The sequence below is a fragment of the Chromobacterium haemolyticum genome, from assembly GCF_009936155.1.
GTDB classification, from domain to species: Bacteria; Pseudomonadota; Gammaproteobacteria; order Burkholderiales; family Chromobacteriaceae; genus Chromobacterium; species Chromobacterium haemolyticum.
Genome location: NZ_AP019312.1, coordinates 2352407 through 2374486 on the forward strand (window position 1 = coordinate 2352407; position 22080 = coordinate 2374486).

A 22080-nucleotide genomic window follows, 5' to 3' on the forward strand; every position below is an offset into this window, starting at 1 on the left:
GCCCGCTATTTCCGCTGGCGATAGCGGCTTAGCTCGGCCTTGAGCCAGGCGGCGCTGGCCACCGGCTGCGCCGCGCCGCAACGCACTTGGTAGGCCTTGCCGCTGATGCTGCTCTGGGTGGCCGCGCGCTCGATGAAGCTTTCCGTGCTGCTGACCCAGTCTTTTTTCAGCAGATACTGGTATTTGTCGTTCAGATGGTCGCGGGCCTCCTTGGAGCCGTACCAACTGCCATTTCGATTGAACTCGCAGCCGGATTTGGCCAGATAGTCCAGCAGGTGATTGATCTCGGTTTGGGCTGCCGGCGCCGGCGCGGCGAAGGCGGTGCCGGCGCTCAGGACAAAAGCCAGCCAGACTGGCGGTTTCAGGGTCATGCCTTGCTCCATCGCAATCAGAATGCGCAGACTATGCGCGATGCGGCCGGGCTTGTCCAACCCTGGCGCCGCCTTTATCCTGTGCCTGTCTTCAGGGCGGGGTGAAACTCCCCACCGGCGGTAAGCCGCGGCGCATGCCGGCGGCGAGCCCGCGAGCGCCGCGCCATCGTTTCCACGATGCGCGGGTCAGCAGATTCGGTGCGAAGCCGAAGCCGACGGTGAAAGTCCGGATGAGAGAAGACGCGCGCCAAGCCGGGAACGGCTGGGCTCGCTTTTGCGCGTCGGCATAGCCGCGCGTCGCCCTGGAGCGCTTCCCTTAAGTCTTTACGGAGCCTCCAAATGCAGCAAAACATTTATGACCATCCGGTCTTTTTCGCCCAATACCAAGCTTTGCGCGACAACGATAGCGGCCTGAACGGCGCCTTGGAACAGCCCGCCTTGCGCGATGCGCTGCCGCCGCTGTCCGGCGCCGATGTGCTGGACCTGGGCTGCGGCTTTGGCGATTTCGCCCGTTGGGTGCGCGCCCAAGGCGCGGCCAGCGTCACCGCGGTGGATTTGTCCGAACGCATGCTGGAGCAGGCGAGAGCGCGCACTCGGGATTCCGACATTCAATACCTGTGCGCCGGCATCGAGGACTTTCAGCCGCCTGCGGGCGCTTATGATCTGGCGGTGTCGTCGCTGGCCTTGCATTACGTGGCGGATTACGCCGCAGTGGCGGCGCGCGTGTTCGCCGCTTTACGGCCCGGCGGTGTGTTCGCGCTGACGGTGGAGCATCCGGTTTGCACCGCAAGCCCGCAAGGTTGGGCGCTGGACGAGGCCGGGCGGCAGAAGCATTGGACGCTGGACGCGTATTTTCAGCAGGGCGCGCGCGAAACCCGCTGGTTTGTCGACGGCGTGATCAAGCATCACCGCACGGTGGAAAGTTATGTGGCCGGCTTGTCAGGCGCCGGTTTCCAATTGCTTCATCTGGGCGAGCCCGCGCCGGACGAGGGGGCGATGGCGCGTCAGGACGGTTTGCGCCCGCACGCGCGCCGCCCGGCCCTGTTGCTGCTCACTGCGCGGAAGCCTGTGCTCTAGCGCCGCTATTCCGAGCCGGTGCGCAGAACCAAGCGGCGCCGGCCCGGTCCAGCAAAGATCGAGCATGCGGTTCGTGTTTACGGGGAGGGGAGCGGTGAGAGTCAAGCTGGCAGTAGGGGTTCTGGTCCTGGCGCTGTCGATGGCGCCCTCCATCGGCAAATCGCCGCCTGCGCGGGCCATCATCGAACCCGCTCACATTGTAGAGGCCATCCAGTTGCAACAGGCGGCGGACGCCGCCAAGGACCAGCCGCCGCAAAACGGCGAGCCTTGGTTTGCTGTGCGGGAGGGGACGCTCCCCATCATCGTGACCGCGCCGCACGCCACCAGCCCGTTTCGCGAAGGCCAATACCGGTTCTCCGACGGCGGCGGCACCGCGGCCTTGGCGGCGATGCTGCACCAACTGGCAGGCGCCACCGCGATCTACACCACCCGCGCCTCGCCGGCCGATCCCAATTACGATGACGACAACGCCTTCAAACGCAAGCTGGCGGTGCTGATTGCCGACAAGCGCCCCATCCTGGTGCTGGACCTGCACGGCAGCCATCCATACCGGCCTTACGACGTGGACTTCGGCACCTTGAACGGGGCCTCGTTGCTAGGCAAGCCGGAGTTGCAGCAACGACTGGAGCTAAGCCTGCGGCAACAGGGCGTGCTGAATGTTTCGGATAATTACTTTGCCGCGTCCAAGCACCAGACCATCGCCAAGTTCGCTTCCCGGCGGGGCGTGCCGGCCATCCAACTGGAAATCAGCAGCACCTGGCTCACGCCTTCGGACAGCAACCTGGCTGCGCACCGCTTCGCCCAGCTCTTGCAGGCGCTGGTGCGCTATGCGCGCGAAATTGAGGAATGAGGCAGCGGCGCTTCAAGCCTAGTCGTCTTCATAGCCATAGCCTGACGAAGCACAGCAGACTTGAACAGCCTCTCAGGCGTCGTGCCAGCGAGATCGGTCCTTCGCCTCGTGTCCGGAATCTCCCTCAGGCTTGCTCGCATGCGCAGGCGAACGCACCACCAATAGAGACGCATCATCCAGCATGGCTTCATTTTGACGGTGCCGTTGCAACGCTTGCAGTACGGTATTGCCGACCCGGCCCGGCCAGCCGGCCTGAACCGCTTTGATTACGCCGTCCAGGCCAAACATTCGGCCATTGTCTGCCTGAGCCTCGGTAATTCCGTCCGAGCAAACGACCAGCGCATGCTCCGGGCGCAACACGCTGGTTTCCAGCGAGCGGTCGAACTGACGCGCCGCCAAAATCCCTAAAGGAGGGTGCTCAGAGCGGAACTGCTTGATCTTGCGACCCTGCGGATCAAACATCAGCGCGCAAGGAATGCCGCCGTTCCAGACTTGCAGACATTGGGCGGCCGCGTCGATCGAAATGATAATGCCGGCCACGAAACGGCCAAAAGGGAGCAGGCGGTGCAGCTTGTCGTTAATCGCCGCGGCGATGTCGCCCAGCGCGGCTTGTTCCTGAGCAAGGTCGTAAAAGCACTCCACTGCAGGAATAGCACTGATCGCGGCGGTTAGGCCGTGGCCGGTGCAATCGGCCAGCATCAAGTATTCTCGTCCGCCGGAACGCGCATAGCAGACCAGATCTCCGTTGAACTGCGAGGCGGGGCGTAAATGGCGCCAGACGTGCGAGGGCAGCTCCAATTGCTGCCGGTTCAGACGTTCAATCAGTTCCAGCGCGTAACTTTGTTCCCGTTCATTGTTGAGGAAGTAGCGTTCCAGGCGCACCGCATCCTGGTTGATCTGCCGCTGCATTTGGGCGATGCGCAAGAACACCTGGATCTTGGCCGTTAACAAGTCCGGACTGACTGGTTTGGTCAGGTAGTCGTCACCGCCTGCTTTGAGCCCCTCTATCAGATCTTTTTGCTGACTCAGGCCCGTCAGAAAAATGATGGGAACCCAGTGTTCGCCGAACAGTGTCCGCAACTCCATCGTGGCTTGCAGCCCGTTCATCACCGGCATGATGATGTCCATCAGGATCAGGTCGTAGTCGACCTCCTTGCATATGGAAACGGCTTCCCTACCATTGCAGGCAAGATCGCATTGATACCCTAAGTCTTCGACAAAGGTACGAACCATCAGGCTATTGGTGGCGCTATCGTCCACCAACAAAATTTTGGGCTGATGCATGCTGTTTCCATTGCGTATCAGGAAAGGGAAAGCAAGCGGAGAAACCGAGAGTAGCGCCAATTACATTGGCATTACTCTGTGGATATAGCATACGGGTGCGGGGATGGCGCGCTGTGGTAATAAAATCAGTCCGTCCTGTGGGGTAAGTGTTGCCCGTTGCGATCAATTTCCGCCTAAACGCGGGAAACACCGTGCTAGTATGCGGGTTTTGGCGGCGCAACGCGCGGCCCGTTTCATTCCAGAGAGCATTAGATCCCTTATCATGAAATTTGCAACGCACACCATTGCGCTGGCCTTGAGCCTGGCGCTGATCAGCCCGGCCAGCCTGGCCGAACCAGAAGACATGCCGCTGCCGGGCGATGTTCAGATGGCTCCAGCGAGCAAGCCCGCACGCAAGACCGCCCCCGCTAAAACCGTTCAGACCGCCGAACCCGTGCGTTCCAACCAACAAGCCAAGCCGGCGCGCCAGGCCAAAGGCAAGCCCAAAGCGAAATCCGCCAAGCAGAGCAAGCGCCAAGCCAAGGCTATCAGCGCCAAACAAGCGCGCCACGGCAAGGTGGCAGTCAAGCCAGCGGTAAAATCGACGGTCAAAAAATCAACCGTGAAAAAACCGCGTCATGCAGTCAAAGCCGCAAAGCGCTCGCCGCACAAGGCCTCGGTCAAAAAAACCAGCAAAAACAAACCGGTTAGCAAAGGCGCCAAAAAGCCGCATAAAAAAGTGCAGAAAAAGATGCACTGACAGCTTGCCAAAGCCAGTGAGGCGCGACATAATACGCCTCTCTTCGCCGGTGTAGCTCAGTTGGTAGAGCACCTGACTTGTAATCAGGGGGTCGCGAGTTCGATTCCTGCCGCCGGCACCAATTCAGATCAAGGCGCTACAATGTGTAGCGCCTTTTTCGTTATCTGCTCCAGCTCCTCAGTCAGGTTGACCTGTGACGTTTTTGTACCGTTGTGGACAGCTGAAACTATCAGCGAGTCAATGGCATCGGTATGGCCTCGCAAATTCTCAGGGGCCAAATGCGCATATCGCTGCACCATTTCCATCGAGTGCCAGCCGCCCAATTCCTTCAAAATGTGAAGTGGTACACCTGCCTGAACAAGCCAGCTTGCCCATGTGTGCCGTAAATCATGGAATCTGAAGTTGTAAATCATCGCGCGCTTCAGAGCATTGGTCCAACCTGTGGTTGCTTTGCTCTGCAACCTCTCTCCGCGGTAAGTAAACACAAATCGGGGATGCTTACCAACTTGCGCTACCAGCGCCTCCATCGCTGTTTCATTTAATGGCATCCCAATTGCCGACTCTGCTTTTGCCTGGTCGGGGTGTATCCAAGCAATGCGCTTCACAAGGTTGACTTGCGACCACTCCAGGTCGATGATGTTCGAATGCCTGAAGCCTGTTGCGAGCGCAAAGCGAACAATTGGTTGAAGGTGCGGGGCCAACTCGGATAGCAGCCGGTTGGCCTCTTCTTTTTTCAACCAGCGAATCCGAATCTTGGGCTCCTTGAATCTCTTGAACACCAATTGCCGGTCGATCCACTCCCACTCATTCGCAGCCATATTCCACAGCGTAGCGATAAAGGCCAAGTATCGGTTCATTGTGGCTGCGCTTACCGGTTCGCCTTTCGTTGGGCCAACCTCGTAAGCTAACAGCGAGACCGCTTCCAGAACTTCATCTCGACGAATATCACGCAGTGCCCGAGCAATAAAGAATGGCGTGAAGTAGGCGATCTTCGTCTTATCATCATTGATGCTTTTTTTATGCGCCTTCTCCCGCAAAAACCGGACGCAGGCTTGCTCCCATGTATACGCCGGCTTCTCCCCCAGCTTCACGACACGCCAACGCTCTGCCATCAACTTATCGTAGAGCTCCTGCGCTTTGGCGCGATCACGCGTCCCAAGAGACTGCCTAACTCTATTTCCGCTTGGCGTTGCGAAATCGCACCACCAAGTCTTTCCGCGCTGATAGATCGACATACACCTGCTCCTTTCTCGTTTTCGTCGACCTGCGCCTCTTGCCGGTTTCCATTTTGGCTTTCCCGCAGATAGCTAACAAGATCCGACTTCAAAAATACCCATGCCCGGCCAACCTTCCTGCCATGCAACTTCTTTGCCCGCGCCAGTTGATAAATGGTGTCATCACAGCAGTGCAGGAACTCTGCGGCTTGGCTTACTCCCATCGTTGATTCGTCGTTCATGGGCATCCTTATAAAAGCGAAAGGCCGCCAACTGGCGGCCATCTGTTATTACTTTGCATCAACACCACAGCTTCACCGGTAGCTCAAAATTCACTCACTGGTGGAAGCACCGGCCCGACAAACTGCCAGCCCTTCATGCCGTACTCGATACCCTTCAAATTGCCGACCTCAATCAGAGCCCACTTCATCGGCAGGCCGCAGCGTGCCCAGTAGCGGTGGCCGGGTTTCAACTGGTCAACGCCCAGGATGTTTTGCTGCCGCAGCTGCGCGATGTAGTGAGCAACGGCCGCGGCATCCTGCCCCTCAGGCCAGCGGACGCCTCCGAGTGCCATCTGCAGCAGGGTCTGGATATCGCGATCAAGCTGCGCCGCTCGCGCGTTAGCGGCCAGCAACTCGTCGCGGATCTCGTTGACCAGTTGCAAATGGAAGGGCGTGGTAGGGAGCGACTCGGCAATGGTGGAGCGGATCGTCGGGAGGAGGGCAAGGCGGGTGCCCTGGAAGCCGGCACCGGACATCGAGAGCCCGTGCTCGCCGGCCAGCTGGATAACACGTTGATCGGGGATCATCGTCACCTCAAAATTAAGGCCGCTCGGTGGCGGCCTGTATGGTCATTGCGGCGTCGATAGCCGCGTTGAACTCGGCTTCAGTTGGCTCCGTCACCCCGCGCTCAGCGTGGACTTGCCGGACCAGGTTCTTGATTGCCATCTCAATAGGCCCGCGGTTGCCTTTCGGGTCCACGTTGATCAGCGCATGGCGCAGGGCGGCGTACCGCGGCGCGTCCTGCTCCAGTTCGGTGATGCGTGTGGCCTGAGCGTCGATGCTGGCAATGATGGCTTGCGACATAACGAAACCGTTTGCCGCTGCGCCACGTATTGCGTCCAGCTCGTCAGGAGTCAGCATGTTCGCTCTCCTGGCACGGGTAGCTATCGCTCCACCAGGTACGGCCGCTCGCCAGCCGCAGCTGGAACTGAACGGTGTCGTCGTCGGTGCCCTCGGTGTAAATGTCGGCCAGCGGCCGGCCCTTGCGGACAACTTCGATAACGCCCTGGCGCCGGCCGATGAGCGCCGCACCTCGCTCAACTGCAGACTTCATTGGCTTCCTTTCAGGCGGAACTTCCAACTGCATGCGCATTGGTTTTTGGATAAAAACACCCGAGGTGTCCATCATCATCGGATATCCCAGTTCTCGCATTTGTTCGATGTTCTCATCTGGTTTTATTTAGGAATGGCTGGGCCTTGATTTTGCCTGTCAAAAAGTAGTGCTTTTAAAGCGAAACTTTTAATTGCCACTAATCTTAATGTGGCGTTTTGCCTTAACTTTTTGTAGGGGATGTCCATGTCTAAGATTAATGGTACATATAAGAACAATAACATCAATGCCCAATTGGTGATTACAGATGCTAATGATAGCAATGGCACTTTTAGTGGCCGCTATACCCAAGACGGTCAGGAATATGAAATCATGAGCGGCGCAGGGCACTATCACTTTACTGCTGGAGGTAAAACGGGAACTGCAATCTCGTTTGTTGTTAATAATGATGTTCTGGGCTTTCAGTCATGGTCCTTGTATTCTCCTGATATGTCGTTTTCCTCTCTTCGTGGGAATGGAGCAAAGGCATTTCGTGATGGAACGTATTACGGTTTTGGTGGCGAGTTTGTGAGGGTGTAAATACCCGTACCTATCACCTTCCCATTCTGATGGAACAAATGGGAAGGTGATTTAGGTTGCTAGCTTCTTTGTGGCTGGTGCGATGCATTCAACCAATGGATTCTAAAACTGGGGTATTCATTTGAATATTTCTTTGATGAATAGAATTTAGCTTGATCTCGTCAATAAGGAGGCGGGTGCATTAGCGCAATCGGGGAGGGCATCAAGTTGCTTTTCCGGATCAGCCATATTTAGGCTCCTTGCCGGCCAGCACAGCGTCAATCCGGTCCCATAGCTGCTTGTCGTACTCGCTGCACGACTCGCGGCCCGCGCCGAGCCAGGTTTGCCAGATGCTCAGCAGCTCGTAGGCGTCGGACATCACGGGCGGAGCGGCGTAGAGTGGTTCGGCCCACTCGTCGCAATCCGCCAGTTGCACCTCGCTTTCGAGGTCATGCAGGCTGTGTGTCAGGTTGTGCCGCCACGCCACCGGCTCGCCGGCCGCCGCCTTCTCCGCATTGGCCGCAGCCTCCAGCGCCTGGATGTGCTCATCGGTCAGTTCGCCGGCGCGGTTGGCCGCTATAACTGCGCGCGCCGCGTCGATCAGGTTCTGTTGCATCATGCGCACTCCCAATAAGTAAGGGCCCCTATGGGGCAAGTGAGTTAAAATATGTCTTTTGAGTTGGTGGCATTCGCATATGGAACTATGTTTCGCTTCTTACATGACAAGTTCAGAGATGGCAGCTTGGGCCCAAGCTGCTGGAGTAATTCTTGTGATTGGGTTTTCATTCTGGCATGCAAATTACGAGAGAAAGGAAATTAAAGTAGAAGAAATTAAATCAACGCTTTCGATTTTAAGTTCCACAAAAGAATACATCGATGAAATAGGGGTGGTTGTAAAAACTAAAAACGAAGACAGTACGCCAAATATTGAGCTCTATGCAATTTATCAAATTGACATCCTGAGGTCATACGGTTCGGCGGTGAAAGAGATTCCTCTCATGAGCTTACGCTCAAATGTTGCAGTAAAAAATGTAATTCTCCTATCCAAGCATTTGGAACTTCTTGGTGTTAATTTGGAATTGTATTTGGATCAAAATAAAGATCTGATGCCATTTTCCAAGAATAGGGCTTCAGTATCAAAACAAGACGGAGCAGATCGGGATAGAGTTACCCGCTTTGAAGTTTCATGTGGCAGGGTAATTCAGCAGATTGATCTCGCATCAACGGCGATTAAAATGGTCTCAGATGAACTAACAACGCACTGATTTGTGCTATTCCGTTTTGATTAACTTTGCATTTACAAGTAGGCTTCGTTGACTGGGGCTAGGGCGGAGCCGGCGTCTGGTGCATCGTGCAGGTGTTGCGGGTTCATACGTATCTCCAAAAGTGAATGCCTCTCCTATCATTGGTCTTCAACCACAGGAGATTGATATGGCCGATGAAGAGAGGAAGGCGAGCAAGGCAAGGTGCAATCAAGACCTTAACTACATAAGGTCTGAACTTGAAAAGATGAGCGAGAAAGCTGACTTCGCGGACGTGGTAGATCGGATCGGCAACGTTAGCCAGTCCATCATGATGGAGGTTGGCGGAGAGGCGATCCCTGTGCCGGAAATAGAGCCAGGTAGATTTCCTTACCCGAGCTTCGGGAAATTTACGAAGGAATACACAGAGCGCTACCTGAAGGAAGTCCAGACTCACTTAGACCTGCTTTAGCCCAACTCTCTCAGCCAGTTGATCGGAGCGCCTGGCGGGTGACGGCGCTCATGCTGTTGCCTGTACAGAGAGTGCCACCGCCACCGGGCGAACCCAGATCGGCGTAGCTGACAGTAAGAAGGTTTCTCCGCTCCAGGCCAGCAACAAGGTTGTCCCCATCACCTCCGCGATTGCGCGCGCAGCCGCCGGCGGAACAGCATTGCCGATTCTTTCGCGCCAAGCGGTATCACTTAGGCCGTCCAGCTCCAGGTATTCCTCGGGTTCGATCAAGCTCTGCAGCGCGGCCAGCTCAAGTGTGGTGAATGGGCGGTGCCAAGTGCCATCCAGCGCGCGGATCACGCATTGCAGTTTCTCGTTTGGCTCGGGCATACGTGGATCGGCGACGCTCCAGCGGCCGTTGTAGTGGCCAGCGGCTGCGGATACTGCCCCGCTCGACTGTTCCCATCCCAGCACGCCGTAATGTCCGCCGGTCAGGTAGTGATCGCCTTTCTGGCGGCTGTTCAACGCGGTACGCGGGTCAGCGATCGACAGCCAGCCGCCTTGTACGCCCTTGCCGCCAGCGATTACCGTAGGCGAGTGGTTTCCCCAGCCCACCACGGAAAGGTTGTTGCTGTGACGGTTCCAGTTCGGGCGAGGGTCTGCAACGGCTTGGCCGCCGGAGCTCGGGCCGTGGCCACCGGTTACGACGCCGGAAGCCTGGTCGAAGCTGACGACGCGGAACACGTTGTTATGGCGTATGTCGGCAAAACGCGGGTCTGCCACAGAGAACGAGCCCTGTCCGGGTGAACGCTGGCTGGTGACGACGCCGGCAGTCTCCTGCCAAGGGATGACGCCGAACTGGCTGTATTCTTGGCCCTGATAGCGTGGATCAGCCACTGAGAAGGCATCATTGGTCGGTCCGCTGCTGCCAGCGATCACGCCCATGGCGTCATCCCACCGGTTCACGCCCATATAACCAGCGTGGTAATCCGGCACCAGCAGATAGTCACGCAAGTAGCCATCCTCCACTACCAACTTGTTTAGGCTGCGCCAGTCGCCGCCTGCCTCAACAAATGCCAACCGCACCCAGGTTTTCCATTGCAGAGAAGGCACACGGTGCATAGGTCCGCCGGCTAGGTCACCAGGCAGCGGCATGCGGCCGAGCACTGTGCCGACGGCTTCCAGGCGCTTCTTGGGAGGCTCGTAGAGGAAGGGCGGCACCTTCTCGATGTGGCGGGCCACCAGTAGGAAGCGCTTACGGCTCTGCGCCATGCCGCCAATCTCCCCACAGTCGTGCGTCGTCTCGGCCACGGCGTAGCCGTAGGCGCGCAGCAGATCGCCGATCTGGTCCAGTAGGTGGCGCCCGCGGCTGGCAATGCGCGGCACGTTCTCGAAAACGAACAGTTCGACAGGGTCGTCGGCGTAGGCTTCCAGCGCCAGCCAGATGCTGCGGAGAGTCAGGCGGTTGAGGGCTTGGTATTTCGCTGTCCCGCTCTTGGCCTCGCTCATTAGCCCGGAAAGACCCTTGCACGGCGCCGAGATGAAGAAAATGTGCGGGCGCTCTCCACCCATAGAACGCACGATGTCGGCCGGCATGGCCTCTCGCCACTCTGGGGGTGGCTGGTGGCCATGGAAATCGATGTACTGTTGGCGGTCGAACAGATCCAACACGGTGCCGTGGGCTCCAGTCAGCTTGTTAAAGTCGCGGATGGCAGCCGGATCAACATCGATGCCGCCAAGGCAGCGGAACGTAGCTTCGATATTGCCGACGCGCGGCTGTGCGGCGTTGAAGCCTTTGGCGCCAGCGCCTAAGCCGCAGCAGATGTGGCCATGGCGAACTTCGATTTTGCGGATCATAAGAGGGCCTTCAAAAACGAAGCCGCCTCGGAGGGCGGCTGATGGATTTACTGACAGAACATATGGCTGAAATTTATGATCAAGGAATTCAATAAAAAACCCGCCAGTAGGCGGGTTTGATTCCTTCGCTATGAACTTAGCGACGTTGAGCGGCTATGAGTTCTTCTTCATTTAATTGCTCACGATGAAGGTAAACCCCCTCGATTGGAGGGACTGCAACCAGGCGAATCGTTTCATCCGATTTGGCGTGTGTGCCACCAATCAGACCTATCAAGTGGCCTTTGTCGTTTTGTCCTCATGCGGCAATTCTAAGTACGGATGATTTGCCATGATCGTCTTTGTAGACAAAATACCAATCGGTTGCAGGAGTAACGGTTTGATACATTGGAGGCCCCTTTTTAGGTTGAAGAAATAGGTATTTTTGGCCAAATAATGCAAATTCAATAGTTCATGCGGCTTTCTGATTCAGCGATGCGGCAATGCACTCAGCCAGTGCCGCGCGCTCCTCTGGATTGAGTTCAAGCGCCAGGCTAAGACCGCGATTCAGATTACGTGCCTGAGCCAACTGGTTTTGAAGGTCTTGGAGGAAGGCGAGTTCGTTGGCCAGCGCCGGCAACATTGACTCAAGCCATTCGAACAGTGGAATGCCTGAGGATGGTGTGAACCCCAGGGCAGAGGCAGAGTATTCCAGTTGCGCCAGCCGGTCGATCTGCTCCTGACAAAGCTGCAACGCTTCTGAGGCGATACCGGCTTGCTCGTCACGATCCTTCTCGGCGAAGGCCAGCTGTTGATTCAGTTCGTCGACCTGGCGTGCTAGCAGCTGCTCCCGATCAAGGGGAGCAGCTTTGGACTTGTCGGCAGTCTCATCCGTGGTTGCGGGCTCCACTTCCGCATAGTGATGGTCGGTAGGGCGATAGCGAGTTACCTTGCCGACGGTAAACAGGCTGACGCTGCCGGCCTCGACCAACTCTTTCAATTGACGACGCGCTTCCGCGCGTTCAATCCCCATGGCGTCAGCCAGTGCCTGTATTGAGAGCGGCGCAGGGTGCGCTTTCAACACATTTATGACCGATAGCGGGTTCATGTGGGTTGCTCCGTTGACTTGACTGCCGCCATGCGAGCTTGCACGGTCTTGCGCAGGCTCTTGTACTGTTCGGGATGCTTCTCCTTGAGCATGGCAATCATCTCTATGTCGCAGCGCGTCACTACTGAAAGGTCGATTTGCTCGATGTAAACCAGGCGGACCAGCTCACGTACTGGCTTGGGCATGTTGCGACCGCTTTCGTAGCGGCTGCCGCCTGACTGGGTAACGCCCACGCGGCCCCAGAATTCTTGCTGGTTCAGTCCGAGCCTAAGGCGGATTGCGCGAGGCTGGGAGATGACGGCGAATGAGGACATGACGGCTCCTTATTTCTGCTGATTGGGGGAGGGCTGATTGATGGGGGTACCGGGGTTCATTCGACGCCAGGCGTGAAGGTCGGCTTCATCCATTACAGGCAGCTCCAATGACAAGGCCCGCTCTTGGCGGGCCTGTTTCAGTAAGGCGGCGCGGATCCACATTCGGCGCCGATGGGCTTGGACTGCCATCACGTTGCGCCTCGCAGTAGATCGATCACATTGAGGCGACTGGAGGAGGGCAATTTGGCGATGGCAAGCGCATGGTGCAATTCATCACGCTCCCTGTCGCTTGCTTCAAGTTGTCTATCGCGCAGCTCGACATCCTGCCGCAGCGTGGAGTTTTTGCTTAGCAGGGCATCGAGTTCCGCGGCAATGCGCTCGTTAACTTTCCGCTCAGCTTCAAAATCAAGCGCTACTGCCGCAGCTTGGGCCTGAGCATGAGCCAAGGCTTTCTGAGACTCCACAAGCGCTGAGAAGTGGCTGGCGGCATTAAGGCCGGCGGCAAGAACACTGCGCTCCAAGGCTTGCTTCTCGGCTCTTAAGGTACGGATTACGGCGCGCATCCGCTCAATATGGCCGTTGTCGCTGCCGTGGTCCTGCGGTGTCATGTTGAGAATGATGAAGGTCATAGGGCTCACTTTCCCAGCGCTTCCGCGGTGAATTGAAGTATGAGGATCAATGAAACGACGGAGATGACGCCTGCCGTGGCGCCCAGTCCAAAGAAAAACCCGTCCAGGATTCTTGCCAGAGCGGGGTGTTGGGAAGGAGGGACGTTACTGCCCATGTGGCTCCTTTGTCTTGTCGGCGGCAATGCGCAGCAGCTGATGGCGCTGCAGTATGTTCAGCAACATGTTCTGTCCGTAGCGCTGGTAACGCTTGGCCATGTCCTCGATGAACGGCTCCTCCCAGTACTTGCCCGCTGCGTTAGCCTTGGCCGCGCGCAGCAGCTGGCGGAACTGGTCCGTGGTGTAGTGCTGGTGTACTGGGGTGCTTAGGGGTGGGCGGATCATGTTCATGCGGCCTTTCTGTCTTTACGGCTAGGCATGACTTCGCCGTTTTGAAGCCATATCGCCTGAACGATCTCATCGCTGGGTGGGGCGGCTTTTAGCGTGCCGAAGACCAGGGCGGTGTCGATCCGATCATCAAGGACTTCCAGCATGTCCAGTACCTGGTCGCGGCCGGTCAGCGACAACACGTCAAATCGGTCCAGCAGCACCAGTCGCAGACCGCTCAGGATCGCTAGCGCGAGTGCAATCACACAGTCGGCGCGCCATTGCTCGGATTCGGACAACAAACCATACGCGCGGCCGTCGGTGGTGATCTCCATGGCGTGGCCGATTTGGACACGCGGCCAGCCGGCCATGAGAGATAACTGGAACAAGAGGTCATTCACCGGTTGCAAGGCGTCCGCCAGGATCTCGCCGGGTATGCCGTCTGGCGCCATTGCCTTGGCTATTTGGGCCCAGGCTTGGACGTCGGCGTGGTGCAGGGCGGCGGCGGCGGTTTTTGATTCGGCGTCGGCCGCGGCGCGTTGCTGGCTCTTTAGCGCCTCAAGTTGTTGCGCCATGCTTTGCCGTTCCGACCTCAGTAAATTGGCGCGTTCTTCCAGTGCGCGCAATTCGGCATCGTCCGCGGACTCTCCCGCGATGACTTGCAGGCTCTCCAACTGAGCGGCCGCGGTTTTGGCGTCTTCAATTGCGCGTTGAGTGTTCTCCGTGGTTCTCTGCATCAGCGCCAACGACTCAAGTGCTTGAGGCAAAGCGGCCAGATCATCATCGGTGCCCCGGGCCAAGGGGCCGGCCTCTGTCAGCACGTCATTGAGGTTGACCAGCATGACGCCGCAACAAGGGCAAGGCAGGGCCGCCTGGCTCAGCTGAGATGCTTCCAGCAATGCGACCCTGGCGGCCCAGTCATCGCGTTCGGCCTCATCTCGCGCCAAGGTAGATTGCAAGCGTTCAAGCCTGCCGGCGCGCTCTTCCAGCCCGGCGGCTTGATCCGCAGCTAACTGCAGCGCTTGCCGGCGTCCTTGAGTTTCACCTAGCTTAAGCTGGACGTTGGCAAGCTCCATTTCGATGGCGTCGAGCTCTTGCTCACTTTGCAGCAAGAGGCTTTCATCCACCGGTTCGCCGGCTTCCGCTCTCCAGTCCTCTGACTTTTTGTCCCCATAGTTTTCGCCGGCAATGGCTTTCCAAGCGCCTCGCGCCTCCGTGGCGCGGCGCAAGGCGTCAGCCTCGGCGGAGGGGAAGCCCACGCCAATCAGCGGCAATATGGCTTCGATGTAGCGCGGGCTTGCGCCTCGCTCGTCCAGCAGCTGTGCGACGCGTTCTTCGTCAATGCCACTGCCTGTCAGGGCGAACAGGGCCGCTCGCCGTTCATCCGCCGTTGCCATGGCGAACGCCGCCGGGTTCAGCACATACGGCAGCGCGGCGCGCATGGCGTCGATATCGTCGGGCGCCGCCCCGCCGCTGAAAATCACTTTGCCACTGGGCAATTTCAAGGCGGCGGCTTGGCCATCGCTGAATTCAACTTGGACTTCACCGCTCTTCTGTCCTTCCCTCAGCAACTGGGTAAAGTCCTTTTTCTTATTCACGCGCGAGGCTTGGCCGCTCAGCGCCATGGCTATGGCCTCGCGCAAGCTGCTCTTGCCGGCGCCGTTGTCGCCGGCGATCAGCGCGATGCGGGATGAAAAAGTTAGGGCTGCATGACGCAGCCCCTGGAAGTTTTTGACGATGATGGAGGAGATTTTCATAATTTATTCCAGGTTTCGCCGTCGGCGTGGACTGGCCTCCACCGGATCCTTGCTGGTGTTGGCGTTGGCAATGGCGGCGGCAACGATGTCGTGGTCCTTTTGTGCAAAGCTGCGGGCCAGGTCCGCGGCTTCGTCGTAGTCGCCGCGTTTGACCGCGGCCAAAGCGTCTTCCAATCCAAACATGGAGCTCATGCTGGCATTGGGCAGCGGCTGGCCGGCAAAGATTTCGCCGTCGGATGCATCGGGGGCATCGGGCGCGGCCAAGGCGGATGGCCGGTTTTCGGTTTGGGGTTGTTCGTCATCGAAATCGGCACGAACAAAATCGCCGTCCAGGATGATGCCCTTGCCGTTTTCGTAGGCATGTTCGGCATTTAGCGCGTTGGTCAACTCAATGGATTTGGGCATGTACTTGACCACCTGCAGCAAAGGCACTTTGCGAGCGTACATTTCAGGGTTTTCGTAGCTGTAGTGGGCCTTGCCAACCTTGTTGTACTTGTCTCGATGCTTCCAAACACGTTGGATCGGCCATACCTCGATGACTGGCCAGTCGCTGCCATTCACGCGACCAACCGAGTAGACATGGGACATGGTGTCCGGCTCGTCTTCGCCGCATGGGCGATGCTTGATGTATGGCGAATCTCCCAGTGCGAAGTCGAATTCGTCGCCGGCAAAGACGGCGCCGGTCCAAACCGTGGCGCGCCCGCTGCGGGATACCAGGTCGATCAGGCCTTGCCAGCCGGGAATAAACTGAGCCTTGCCCTTATAAGGCACCAGATAGCCTTGACCGGAGACGCCGATTTCCAGCCCCATCTGCGAAGCAATCACCACGCTGGCGAAGATTGAGCGCGGGTCGGCAGTCTGCAACTGCCGGTTTTGGCTGAAGGCGGTCAGCGCCAGCCGCATCATTCGATCAGGGTTCAGGTGCTTAGGCAGCGCCAGCGCCAATTGACCTTTGTTCTTCTCGAAAAAGGCCATGAGGCTTGCTTGCGGTGATTTTTGCGACGCGGCACCTTTTTGTTTCAGGTCTTGAAGTGACGTCATTGGGCATCCTTGAATTTGCATATTGGCCAGCGTGCACAATATTTCTCGCTGCACAGCTGGCTGCTGGGGTTGGGAGGGAATAGGCCGCTCTTGAACATCTCGGCGGCGTAGTCCATCAGGCCGGGCTGCTCGGCCGTGCCGATCAATTGCTCGCGTGCGCCGACGATCTGGCCGGTGGCCACTTCCGGAGCGCCGGAAGTCTTGAGTCCGATGATGTCGGCCGGCAGCGTCACCGCCTGGCCGGTGGTGCGCTCGTACAGCAGTTCATAAGTGCCGATCTGCGGAGCGTGCCCTTTGGTTTTCGCGCGGCCTTGCGTGACCGCACTCACGCCGCTTTTTATGTCGCAGATGCCAACGCCGCCGGCGCCATCGGCGCGCGCGCGACTGCGGTCCAGGGTGCCGCGGATTTCAATCGCGATTTGACCTCCGCAATCGATCCTCCAGGGTGTCACTTCGAGTTCGACGGCAATAAAGTGGTAGTGGGGGGCTATTTCCAGGCAGTAGCGTGTCAGTAATTGGCGGCCGACGAGTTCGGCCTCGCGCCGACTTAAATCGTCAGCGCTCCAAGCGACTTCCTGTTTAGGCGAGGTCAGTTCATCGACCAGTACCGGAACTATGTCGAGGACACGCACCTTCTCGCCCCTCATGACCGCTGAATCGTAGGCGGCAGTCGCCGCGTGTATTGCTGTGCCGAGGAGGGCGCGCGGGCTGCTGGGAAGCCACATGCCCAGGATGTTGGAGCCCTCCCAGCGGTGAGCACAGTCGAACAGACTGGCCCAACTGGAGGCACGCACTTGGAAGGCGTCATTCACTCGGGGCCTCCGTGCTGTTGAATGGATCTTCTCCGGCAAGCTCTCGCTCCAGGCGGCGTTGCCATGAGTCATCGCGTCGCCGGCGCAACTCAGGAGAGACGGGCTCGGGCTGAAAGCGCGGCAACAACTCGCCGGCCCGTGCCTGTTTTGCAATTTCGAGGTAATCGCGCAGGATGGTGTGGTGGCTGATCATGAGTTCGGCCTCAAAAAATTAACAGGTGAAGTTTTTGGCTGAGCTACTTACATGCTGGGCTTTTGTATCGCCTCCAAATGAGCGCGGTACACCGCGTCAATCAGCCCCATGTCCGTCAATTTCCAGCGGTTGAACTCAAGGCGAGCACTGGCATGCATCGTCAGCGTTGGCTCCAGCGGCGCGGCTATCCAGCCATTGGGGACATATATCCAATGGCCATGACGGGAACTGGCGACGATGGCCGCTTTTATACGGCGAGCGGCGCTGGCTTCTTCGTCTTTGCACATCGGCAGATCCAAAGCGCGCACCGCAACTTCAGCTAGTTGGAGTAGTGCATTGTTCATGACGGCAACACCATATTGATTAGGATGAAGGCCGCAAAAATCACGGCCATTCTGAGCAGATAGAGAGCAACGGTACGGATCATTTCCTGATTCGCTTCCAGCCAAAAATGAGGAAGCCTGGCCGGGCCTGAGCTGCGCGCTCCAGGGCGAGATGAAGCGTTTTGGCCAGCACCCCGAGGGCCAGGCGGCGACGTGTCCGCGGCTGTTGCATGTCGATGTGGAAGGCCTTCATTCTTAGGCTTTCGCGGGTAGGGCCGCGTACATCGCCTGGAAAACGGCACGTACATCTTCGCCGTTCAATTCCAGCCACTCGGTGAAATCATCAAGCGGGCTAAGCGCCATCTTGGCCGCGCGCATCATGGCTTCAGTAGGCTCGGGCACCATAGGTTTTACCAACACGGCTCGAGCTTTGTAGTTGGCCGCGTTGATGTTCTCTTGTGAGGCCGCCTTAATGATTGCCGCGTTTTCATCTGAAGCCCGAACGGCTTCAACTCGTAGCCAGGGTTGTCCGCGTTTACCGCGCGGCTCGAAATCTACATTCCATTCGTGCATGTTGACTCCAGAAAATAGAGCCCGGCGGAGTGCCGGGCCAAGACGGGGTAATGTTGGCGGCTAGCGCTGGGGGGCGGGCGCCCCATGAACCTTGCCAGGGGTGCGCTTGCTACTCACCAACACAAAAGCGGGCCGGGCTTGATACCGGCTGTGGACTAAGAGCGCTGCGCCACACGGAGCCGTGCTTGACGGGACGCCATGGTTTCCACCTCATGGCCGGCATTCAGTCGTCTGAGCGTTTCCTTCAACGCCGCCGCTTTTGTGTTGATGCCGGTCTTTCCCGGCTGCCAGTGCAACATTGGCTTTGAGTCGAACTTTCTTGCACATTCCCGACTGAAATTTGGGTGGATGCTTAACAGATGAAGCGTTCGAATTCATGGTTTTGAGCGCTTAGCGGTGCTTTGAACTGGCCGTAGAAGCGATAGCCGCGGTCAGAGAGCTTGAACACCTTGAACAGTTTGGTTTTCCGCCTATTGAGAAAGACGATTCTGATTTCTTCGAAGCGATAGATCGGAAGCATGGGGAACTCCTTGATGGGAGAGGGGGAAGGGGAGCGACGGCTTCCCCGTCAGCATCGCGTGATACCTACGCGAACGTGGCCTAGTAAACGTCCGGCACCCGACAGCATATTGAAGCGGGCTGGCGGCTTGCCAGCTGGTGCAGATGAGGCATTGTTAGCCTGTTGGTGATCCTGTTCCGTCGCCCCGGGTCTCACCCGCCTATGCCTGCACTCAGCCTTGGCGCTCGATCGAACGGACCTCATCGTAGCGAGTAACCAACTCGCGACCGCTTCAATGTGCCGCCTCGTTAGAAGCGGTTGCCGGTTACAGCGTCCGGCGCCGGTTAGGCAATGATCGTCCGGCTGATTGTGATTCGATGTCGTCGTAGAACTTGGCTGATTGAATGCGTTCTGCCGTTCGCCACTTGGCTAGTGTTCTGGTGCGCCGCAGCGCCATCCGTGGCCCAGTACTCGCCTGCCACCTCCACCATTCGCTTCCGTTGCTGGGTCGCCTGGCCGTAGTCGCCAGTGCTGCAAGCGCTTCTGTTACTCGCCACCGGAAGCTGGGCGTTTTCTAGCTTCATTCGCAGCCACCAAGGCCTTGTCCGCTAGTCACAGATGATTGCTTCACCTGCATTTGCTCTTCTTTCTTGTCTGAGACAGACAACCGGGGAGGCGTGAGGCTGCGCCCGGGGCTCTTGGCCGTATCGCTGCTGGTTGTTAGAGATCAGTGCGCGGGGTGTTGCGCTGTTTGGATTGATTACACCATATGGTGATGATGTGTGCAACACTAAACAGTGATAATTTTTTGGGTTTGTGTCATTTTTACACCGATTGGTGATTGGCAAGGCAACTAGAGAAGCCCCTTTTTAGAATTGTGGTGTTATTCAAATTACCCTAACTAGAATCGTCCTTTTTGAAAGGAATGGTTTGGTATGGGAAATATTGGGGTGAACACTTCGGTGCTTGAACTTATGAATGAACTGTCAGCTATCAATTTAGGTCAGCTGGCATTGCTTCAAAGAGAGCTATTGAAAATATCAGACGAAAATGGAGTGAAAGATTTTCTGCAGTTGTTGCAAGGATTTTTACCTGGCAATCCTCCTTTGCTATTGGCAAGGATTGACGCGGTAACAGATTCAAAAGATTCGGTATTGCCAATAAATTTAGGCTGGAAATCTGAATGGATTGAGCTTTATTGGGAGAGGAATTACTACAGAGTAGACCCTATACTCAAAGGGAAGGTGAATGTGCCCATATTATGGTCGCGTGACATATTGGGGGTTGTAAAGCCAACGGCAGAGTTAAAGTGTTTTCAAAAGGCATGTCATGAAAATGGCATGCTGCATGGTGTTTCATACATTACGGAAGTTAAAGGAGGACACAAAATATTGATATCGCTATTTGGAAAGGAGGTTGAAGAGAAGTTGCAGATTAGAATGTTGCTAGAGCATTTGCTGCCCGTAATGGCTGAGGCAGCGGCAAGGGCGCTGGCGCCGAGTGGCTGGATGGCTAAGTTAACGGCTCGTGAACGAGAAATGTTCAATTTGATCGTTGCAAAAGGATATACCTACAGGGAGGCTGCATTTGAATTGGGTGTAAGTTATGGAACAGTTAAAAGCTATATGCAGAACCTTGTAAAGCGTAATGGATTCAATAGCTTATTGCACTTGGCATGGTGTTGGGGGAGTTGAGTTTTAATTAAAAGTTTTACAATGCCGTTGTTATTTTTTGTAAATATGGAAAATTGGCTTGATGGCTAATTTTTTCTTAAGAATAAAGTCGGTATAGTCTGCTTTGCCAATTTCAGTTGGGTGGCAGGGAAGTCGTGGTTATGACTACGTGGAATTGTTTTCATCCGAATTATGTAAAGGGCGCCCATCTGAATATTTGTTTAACATACAAGAAAAATACTAGGATGCTAGAGGTGCTTGCTATGTCAGAACATATATCTAAGCTAGACAGAAAGTTATCTGTTGAGATCTGTCATAAAGACTTTGTGGTAAATTCAGACTCGACCTTTGTGTACATTTCGGATGAGGGAGGCGTTCTGAAAGTGGTTTATAAAGGGGATGTGCAAAAGCTCTTGAGTATGGTGGTTGAGCGCATTCCACCAATTAACATTTTTAAATAAAAAAAGCGGCAATATGCCGCTTTGACTTTGTGTGTTATATGCTATTTTTTTAAGCTGCTATTTTCAGCGAGTAATCTAATCAGCTTTAGAACGTGTTCTTGACCACTTGCTTGCACTTGTCGCGCAATTTCTTCTAAATCAAGGCTCTGTTCTGCTTCGTTTTGTGGCAAATCAGCCATTTTATCTAGCTGAGGAGAGCGCTGCGCTTCTGTATCTGTTTTAGATGCACCATCACTACGTTCCATTGAGTCTAGCCAGAACGGAGGTAAGTCGAGACGATGTTCCAAGTCTCTAGCAACTTTCTCACCAAATGACTTTACCCCACGAACCATGTCCGAAATCTGAGACTGCCTTCTGCCAGTTTTTGCTGCAAAGTCAGTCTGGTTGTTGTCAAACCGCTCTTCGATAAGCCTGGTGAGGTTTTGGCGGCGGATGTCTGAAATTTTCATGAAGCTATTCAAGCAGAATTTCACCAATTGGTGAAATCCCCTTTAGGTGTTGATTGACATCACCGTATGGTGATAGTATCGGCGTATGGACCTGAAAACTTACCTCTTCAGCATGCCCCAGGACGACAGAGAGCAGTTTGCCGCCAAGTGCGGAACGACTTTTGGGCACTTGAAAAACATCGCCTACGGTGGCCGAAGATGCAATCTGCAGCTTGCCATCGAGGTGGAGCGGCACTCAATGCGGATGGTGCGCTGCGAAAGCCTGCGACCTGACGCCAGCGCGTCGGTCGGCTATCTGAGAGGCACTGAGCCAAGCTTTGCGAAAACTAGCATGGCACCAGGGGAATGACTATGTTGATGTCCCATCACTTTCAATCGCCTACTGACATCTTGATCTACTGGGCCAAAGCTCAGTTGGCTGGCCGCGGACAGCCCTTGTCCAGGTTTGCTGAGGCGTTGGCGGATAATTACTTGTCCATGACACCGCCTCAGCGCCGTTCTTGTCCGCTGGATGAAATCCCTATCGACGGTTGCATGGACGACTTCTATGCCATCAAGGCTAAGAACGCCTTGGTTGTCGAGCGTTGGATGAAACGCGCGATCAAGTTGCCCTTGGAGATCCTTGATGCCTGGCTGGCCACGCTGGAGGGAAAGTACCGCGATGCTTGCTTGGCAAATTTATTGCAGGTCCACGGCATGTTGGCAGTCCCGAATGATATTGCTGCTGATGCGGCCTCCCTGGGCGCCACGATGCATTCCACCGCGGATATGTTTGTCCACCTCGCCGCGATCATCGCAGACGGAAGGGTGGACGAACATGATCGGGAGCGGATTAAACACGCGCGCCAGGCCATGCGGCAGTTAGCCGGGCAGTTGGCGGGGTGGGAGTTGGAGTTTGCGAAAGTTGATGATGCCCAGCAGGCGAGGGGGTAGGC

General features: G+C 56.4%; 30 protein-coding genes, 1 tRNA gene and 1 riboswitch. Of the genes, 10 read left to right on the top strand and 21 right to left on the bottom strand.

Annotated features, from left to right (window positions below; translation table 11 throughout):
- Positions 1–5: 5 nt before the first annotated feature.
- On the bottom strand, positions 6–371 hold the full coding sequence (locus GYH29_RS10610) for a YfeK family protein (protein ID WP_107733063.1): 366 nt from the start codon (positions 369–371) through the stop codon (positions 6–8).
- 83 nt (positions 372–454) lie between these two features.
- A riboswitch (FMN riboswitch) is annotated at positions 455–617 on the top strand.
- Positions 618–710: 93 nt separating this feature from the next.
- On the opposite strand from GYH29_RS10610, the gene GYH29_RS10615 reads away from it, so the two are divergent.
- Entirely contained in the window at positions 711–1448 is a 738-nt protein-coding gene (locus GYH29_RS10615; RefSeq protein ID WP_161523673.1) for a class I SAM-dependent methyltransferase, read from the top strand.
- A gap of 64 nt (positions 1449–1512) precedes the next feature.
- The gene (locus GYH29_RS10620) at positions 1513–2298 is read left to right on the top strand and encodes an N-formylglutamate amidohydrolase (protein ID WP_161523674.1); all 786 of its coding nucleotides are present in this window, start codon (positions 1513–1515) and stop codon (positions 2296–2298) included.
- A gap of 72 nt (positions 2299–2370) precedes the next feature.
- On the opposite strand, the gene GYH29_RS10625 is transcribed toward GYH29_RS10620, so the two are convergent.
- Positions 2371–3582 carry a PP2C family protein-serine/threonine phosphatase gene (locus GYH29_RS10625; protein ID WP_019102319.1) on the bottom strand — a complete coding sequence of 404 codons (1212 nt, stop codon included), beginning with the start codon at positions 3580–3582 and terminating at the stop codon, positions 2371–2373.
- A 199-nt stretch (positions 3583–3781) separates the two neighbouring features.
- Here GYH29_RS10625 and GYH29_RS10630 point away from each other — a divergent pair, with 199 nt between their 5' ends.
- Both GYH29_RS10630 and GYH29_RS10635 read left to right on the top strand, forming a co-directional pair.
- Positions 3782–4321: a hypothetical protein gene (locus GYH29_RS10630; RefSeq protein WP_141113335.1), complete on the top strand. Its 540-nt coding sequence runs from the start codon at positions 3782–3784 to the stop codon at positions 4319–4321.
- A gap of 45 nt (positions 4322–4366) precedes the next feature.
- Positions 4367–4442 (top strand) — tRNA-Thr (locus tag GYH29_RS10635).
- Positions 4443–4449: 7 nt separating this feature from the next.
- On the opposite strand, the gene GYH29_RS10640 is transcribed toward GYH29_RS10635, so the two are convergent.
- The 5 genes from GYH29_RS10640 to GYH29_RS10660 form a co-directional block, all read right to left on the bottom strand.
- Positions 4450–5433 (bottom strand): tyrosine-type recombinase/integrase, encoded by a 984-nt coding sequence (locus GYH29_RS10640; protein ID WP_198001662.1) that lies wholly within the window; start codon positions 5431–5433, stop codon positions 4450–4452.
- On the bottom strand, positions 5433–5777 hold the full coding sequence (locus tag GYH29_RS24665) for a helix-turn-helix domain-containing protein (protein ID WP_161523676.1): 345 nt from the start codon (positions 5775–5777) through the stop codon (positions 5433–5435). Before GYH29_RS24665 ends, GYH29_RS10640 begins: the two co-directional genes overlap by 1 nt.
- 83 nt (positions 5778–5860) lie before the next feature.
- Positions 5861–6343 (bottom strand): hypothetical protein, encoded by a 483-nt coding sequence (locus GYH29_RS10650; RefSeq protein ID WP_161523677.1) that lies wholly within the window; start codon positions 6341–6343, stop codon positions 5861–5863.
- A 13-nt stretch (positions 6344–6356) separates the two neighbouring features.
- Positions 6357–6677: a hypothetical protein gene (locus GYH29_RS10655; RefSeq protein WP_161523678.1), complete on the bottom strand. Its 321-nt coding sequence runs from the start codon at positions 6675–6677 to the stop codon at positions 6357–6359.
- Positions 6664–6870: a hypothetical protein gene (locus tag GYH29_RS10660; protein ID WP_161523679.1), complete on the bottom strand. Its 207-nt coding sequence runs from the start codon at positions 6868–6870 to the stop codon at positions 6664–6666. Before GYH29_RS10660 ends, GYH29_RS10655 begins: the two co-directional genes overlap by 14 nt.
- A 243-nt stretch (positions 6871–7113) precedes the next feature.
- On the opposite strand from GYH29_RS10660, the gene GYH29_RS10665 reads away from it, so the two are divergent.
- The gene (locus GYH29_RS10665; protein ID WP_161523680.1) at positions 7114–7446 is read left to right on the top strand and encodes a hypothetical protein; all 333 of its coding nucleotides are present in this window, start codon (positions 7114–7116) and stop codon (positions 7444–7446) included.
- Between the two features lie 220 nt (positions 7447–7666).
- Here GYH29_RS10665 and GYH29_RS10670 read toward each other — a convergent pair whose 3' ends face one another.
- On the bottom strand, positions 7667–8044 hold the full coding sequence (locus tag GYH29_RS10670; RefSeq protein WP_161523681.1) for a hypothetical protein: 378 nt from the start codon (positions 8042–8044) through the stop codon (positions 7667–7669).
- Positions 8045–8159: 115 nt separating this feature from the next.
- Between GYH29_RS10670 and GYH29_RS10675 the strand changes: the two genes are divergently transcribed.
- Entirely contained in the window at positions 8160–8690 is a 531-nt protein-coding gene (locus GYH29_RS10675; RefSeq protein WP_161523682.1) for a hypothetical protein, read from the top strand.
- A 166-nt stretch (positions 8691–8856) separates the two neighbouring features.
- A complete protein-coding gene (locus GYH29_RS10680) occupies positions 8857–9138 on the top strand; it encodes a hypothetical protein (RefSeq protein ID WP_161523683.1) in 282 nt (93 codons plus the stop codon).
- A gap of 48 nt (positions 9139–9186) precedes the next feature.
- Here GYH29_RS10680 and GYH29_RS10685 read toward each other — a convergent pair whose 3' ends face one another.
- From GYH29_RS10685 to GYH29_RS10735, 12 genes are all read right to left on the bottom strand, one after another.
- A complete protein-coding gene (locus GYH29_RS10685) occupies positions 9187–10974 on the bottom strand; it encodes a DNA cytosine methyltransferase (RefSeq protein ID WP_161523684.1) in 1788 nt (595 codons plus the stop codon).
- 448 nt (positions 10975–11422) lie between these two features.
- Entirely contained in the window at positions 11423–12058 is a 636-nt protein-coding gene (locus GYH29_RS10690) for a helix-turn-helix domain-containing protein (RefSeq protein WP_161523685.1), read from the bottom strand.
- Positions 12055–12372 carry a helix-turn-helix domain-containing protein gene (locus GYH29_RS10695; RefSeq protein ID WP_161523686.1) on the bottom strand — a complete coding sequence of 106 codons (318 nt, stop codon included), beginning with the start codon at positions 12370–12372 and terminating at the stop codon, positions 12055–12057. Before GYH29_RS10695 ends, GYH29_RS10690 begins: the two co-directional genes overlap by 4 nt.
- Before the next feature lie 188 nt (positions 12373–12560).
- Entirely contained in the window at positions 12561–13001 is a 441-nt protein-coding gene (locus GYH29_RS10700) for a hypothetical protein (RefSeq protein WP_161523687.1), read from the bottom strand.
- Between the two features lie 144 nt (positions 13002–13145).
- Complete coding sequence (locus GYH29_RS10705; RefSeq protein ID WP_161523688.1) at positions 13146–13382, bottom strand: hypothetical protein; 237 nt, start codon at positions 13380–13382, stop codon at positions 13146–13148.
- A 2-nt stretch (positions 13383–13384) separates the two neighbouring features.
- Positions 13385–15121 carry an AAA family ATPase gene (locus GYH29_RS10710; protein ID WP_161523689.1) on the bottom strand — a complete coding sequence of 579 codons (1737 nt, stop codon included), beginning with the start codon at positions 15119–15121 and terminating at the stop codon, positions 13385–13387.
- Positions 15122–15124: 3 nt separating this feature from the next.
- Complete coding sequence (locus GYH29_RS10715) at positions 15125–16201, bottom strand: recombinase RecT (protein WP_198001663.1); 1077 nt, start codon at positions 16199–16201, stop codon at positions 15125–15127.
- On the bottom strand, positions 16159–16974 hold the full coding sequence (locus GYH29_RS10720; RefSeq protein WP_198001664.1) for a RecB family exonuclease: 816 nt from the start codon (positions 16972–16974) through the stop codon (positions 16159–16161). Before GYH29_RS10720 ends, GYH29_RS10715 begins: the two co-directional genes overlap by 43 nt.
- Entirely contained in the window at positions 16967–17167 is a 201-nt protein-coding gene (locus tag GYH29_RS24550) for a hypothetical protein (protein ID WP_162533438.1), read from the bottom strand. The genes GYH29_RS10720 and GYH29_RS24550 overlap by 8 nt, the downstream gene beginning before the upstream one ends.
- Positions 17168–17214: 47 nt before the next feature.
- Entirely contained in the window at positions 17215–17511 is a 297-nt protein-coding gene (locus tag GYH29_RS10725; RefSeq protein WP_161523691.1) for a hypothetical protein, read from the bottom strand.
- 234 nt (positions 17512–17745) lie between these two features.
- A complete protein-coding gene (locus GYH29_RS10730) occupies positions 17746–18063 on the bottom strand; it encodes a hypothetical protein (protein ID WP_161523692.1) in 318 nt (105 codons plus the stop codon).
- Between the two features lie 352 nt (positions 18064–18415).
- Complete coding sequence (locus tag GYH29_RS10735) at positions 18416–18583, bottom strand: hypothetical protein (protein ID WP_161523693.1); 168 nt, start codon at positions 18581–18583, stop codon at positions 18416–18418.
- Between the two features lie 914 nt (positions 18584–19497).
- Here GYH29_RS10735 and GYH29_RS10740 point away from each other — a divergent pair.
- A complete protein-coding gene (locus tag GYH29_RS10740) occupies positions 19498–20256 on the top strand; it encodes a helix-turn-helix transcriptional regulator (RefSeq protein WP_161523694.1) in 759 nt (252 codons plus the stop codon).
- A 481-nt stretch (positions 20257–20737) separates the two neighbouring features.
- Here GYH29_RS10740 and GYH29_RS10745 read toward each other — a convergent pair whose 3' ends face one another.
- Complete coding sequence (locus tag GYH29_RS10745) at positions 20738–21145, bottom strand: hypothetical protein (protein ID WP_161523695.1); 408 nt, start codon at positions 21143–21145, stop codon at positions 20738–20740.
- An 85-nt stretch (positions 21146–21230) separates the two neighbouring features.
- Between GYH29_RS10745 and GYH29_RS10750 the strand changes: the two genes are divergently transcribed.
- Both GYH29_RS10750 and GYH29_RS10755 read left to right on the top strand, forming a co-directional pair.
- Positions 21231–21494: a helix-turn-helix domain-containing protein gene (locus GYH29_RS10750; RefSeq protein WP_161523696.1), complete on the top strand. Its 264-nt coding sequence runs from the start codon at positions 21231–21233 to the stop codon at positions 21492–21494.
- Between the two features lie 8 nt (positions 21495–21502).
- On the top strand, positions 21503–22078 hold the full coding sequence (locus tag GYH29_RS10755; protein ID WP_161523697.1) for a hypothetical protein: 576 nt from the start codon (positions 21503–21505) through the stop codon (positions 22076–22078).
- Positions 22079–22080: the final 2 nt, after the last annotated feature.

What these genes read in the sequence shown, in the direction of transcription:
- GYH29_RS10740 (WP_161523694.1), top strand. Translation starts at nt 19,498, where the DNA reads ATGGGAAATATTGGGGTGAACACTTCGGTGCTTGAACTTATGAATGAA.
- GYH29_RS24665 (WP_161523676.1), bottom strand. Translation starts at nt 5,777, where the DNA reads ATGAACGACGAATCAACGATGGGAGTAAGCCAAGCCGCAGAGTTCCTG.
- GYH29_RS10700 (WP_161523687.1), bottom strand. Translation starts at nt 13,001, where the DNA reads ATGACCTTCATCATTCTCAACATGACACCGCAGGACCACGGCAGCGAC.
- GYH29_RS10680 (WP_161523683.1), top strand. Translation starts at nt 8,857, where the DNA reads ATGGCCGATGAAGAGAGGAAGGCGAGCAAGGCAAGGTGCAATCAAGAC.
- GYH29_RS10675 (WP_161523682.1), top strand. Translation starts at nt 8,160, where the DNA reads ATGGCAGCTTGGGCCCAAGCTGCTGGAGTAATTCTTGTGATTGGGTTT.
- GYH29_RS10670 (WP_161523681.1), bottom strand. Translation starts at nt 8,044, where the DNA reads ATGATGCAACAGAACCTGATCGACGCGGCGCGCGCAGTTATAGCGGCC.
- GYH29_RS10735 (WP_161523693.1), bottom strand. Translation starts at nt 18,583, where the DNA reads ATGCTTCCGATCTATCGCTTCGAAGAAATCAGAATCGTCTTTCTCAAT.
- GYH29_RS10610 (WP_107733063.1), bottom strand. Translation starts at nt 371, where the DNA reads ATGACCCTGAAACCGCCAGTCTGGCTGGCTTTTGTCCTGAGCGCCGGC.
- GYH29_RS10625 (WP_019102319.1), bottom strand. Translation starts at nt 3,582, where the DNA reads ATGCATCAGCCCAAAATTTTGTTGGTGGACGATAGCGCCACCAATAGC.
- GYH29_RS10725 (WP_161523691.1), bottom strand. Translation starts at nt 17,511, where the DNA reads ATGAACAATGCACTACTCCAACTAGCTGAAGTTGCGGTGCGCGCTTTG.
- GYH29_RS10620 (WP_161523674.1), top strand. Translation starts at nt 1,513, where the DNA reads ATGCGGTTCGTGTTTACGGGGAGGGGAGCGGTGAGAGTCAAGCTGGCA.
- GYH29_RS24550 (WP_162533438.1), bottom strand. Translation starts at nt 17,167, where the DNA reads ATGATCAGCCACCACACCATCCTGCGCGATTACCTCGAAATTGCAAAA.
- GYH29_RS10745 (WP_161523695.1), bottom strand. Translation starts at nt 21,145, where the DNA reads ATGAAAATTTCAGACATCCGCCGCCAAAACCTCACCAGGCTTATCGAA.
- GYH29_RS10660 (WP_161523679.1), bottom strand. Translation starts at nt 6,870, where the DNA reads ATGAAGTCTGCAGTTGAGCGAGGTGCGGCGCTCATCGGCCGGCGCCAG.
- GYH29_RS10690 (WP_161523685.1), bottom strand. Translation starts at nt 12,058, where the DNA reads ATGAACCCGCTATCGGTCATAAATGTGTTGAAAGCGCACCCTGCGCCG.
- GYH29_RS10655 (WP_161523678.1), bottom strand. Translation starts at nt 6,677, where the DNA reads ATGCTGACTCCTGACGAGCTGGACGCAATACGTGGCGCAGCGGCAAAC.
- GYH29_RS10750 (WP_161523696.1), top strand. Translation starts at nt 21,231, where the DNA reads ATGGACCTGAAAACTTACCTCTTCAGCATGCCCCAGGACGACAGAGAG.
- GYH29_RS10650 (WP_161523677.1), bottom strand. Translation starts at nt 6,343, where the DNA reads ATGATCCCCGATCAACGTGTTATCCAGCTGGCCGGCGAGCACGGGCTC.
- GYH29_RS10640 (WP_198001662.1), bottom strand. Translation starts at nt 5,433, where the DNA reads ATGGCAGAGCGTTGGCGTGTCGTGAAGCTGGGGGAGAAGCCGGCGTAT.
- GYH29_RS10630 (WP_141113335.1), top strand. Translation starts at nt 3,782, where the DNA reads ATGCGGGTTTTGGCGGCGCAACGCGCGGCCCGTTTCATTCCAGAGAGC.
- GYH29_RS10615 (WP_161523673.1), top strand. Translation starts at nt 711, where the DNA reads ATGCAGCAAAACATTTATGACCATCCGGTCTTTTTCGCCCAATACCAA.
- GYH29_RS10705 (WP_161523688.1), bottom strand. Translation starts at nt 13,382, where the DNA reads ATGATCCGCCCACCCCTAAGCACCCCAGTACACCAGCACTACACCACG.
- GYH29_RS10730 (WP_161523692.1), bottom strand. Translation starts at nt 18,063, where the DNA reads ATGCACGAATGGAATGTAGATTTCGAGCCGCGCGGTAAACGCGGACAA.
- GYH29_RS10695 (WP_161523686.1), bottom strand. Translation starts at nt 12,372, where the DNA reads ATGTCCTCATTCGCCGTCATCTCCCAGCCTCGCGCAATCCGCCTTAGG.
- GYH29_RS10665 (WP_161523680.1), top strand. Translation starts at nt 7,114, where the DNA reads ATGTCTAAGATTAATGGTACATATAAGAACAATAACATCAATGCCCAA.
- GYH29_RS10710 (WP_161523689.1), bottom strand. Translation starts at nt 15,121, where the DNA reads ATGAAAATCTCCTCCATCATCGTCAAAAACTTCCAGGGGCTGCGTCAT.
- GYH29_RS10685 (WP_161523684.1), bottom strand. Translation starts at nt 10,974, where the DNA reads ATGATCCGCAAAATCGAAGTTCGCCATGGCCACATCTGCTGCGGCTTA.
- GYH29_RS10755 (WP_161523697.1), top strand. Translation starts at nt 21,503, where the DNA reads ATGTCCCATCACTTTCAATCGCCTACTGACATCTTGATCTACTGGGCC.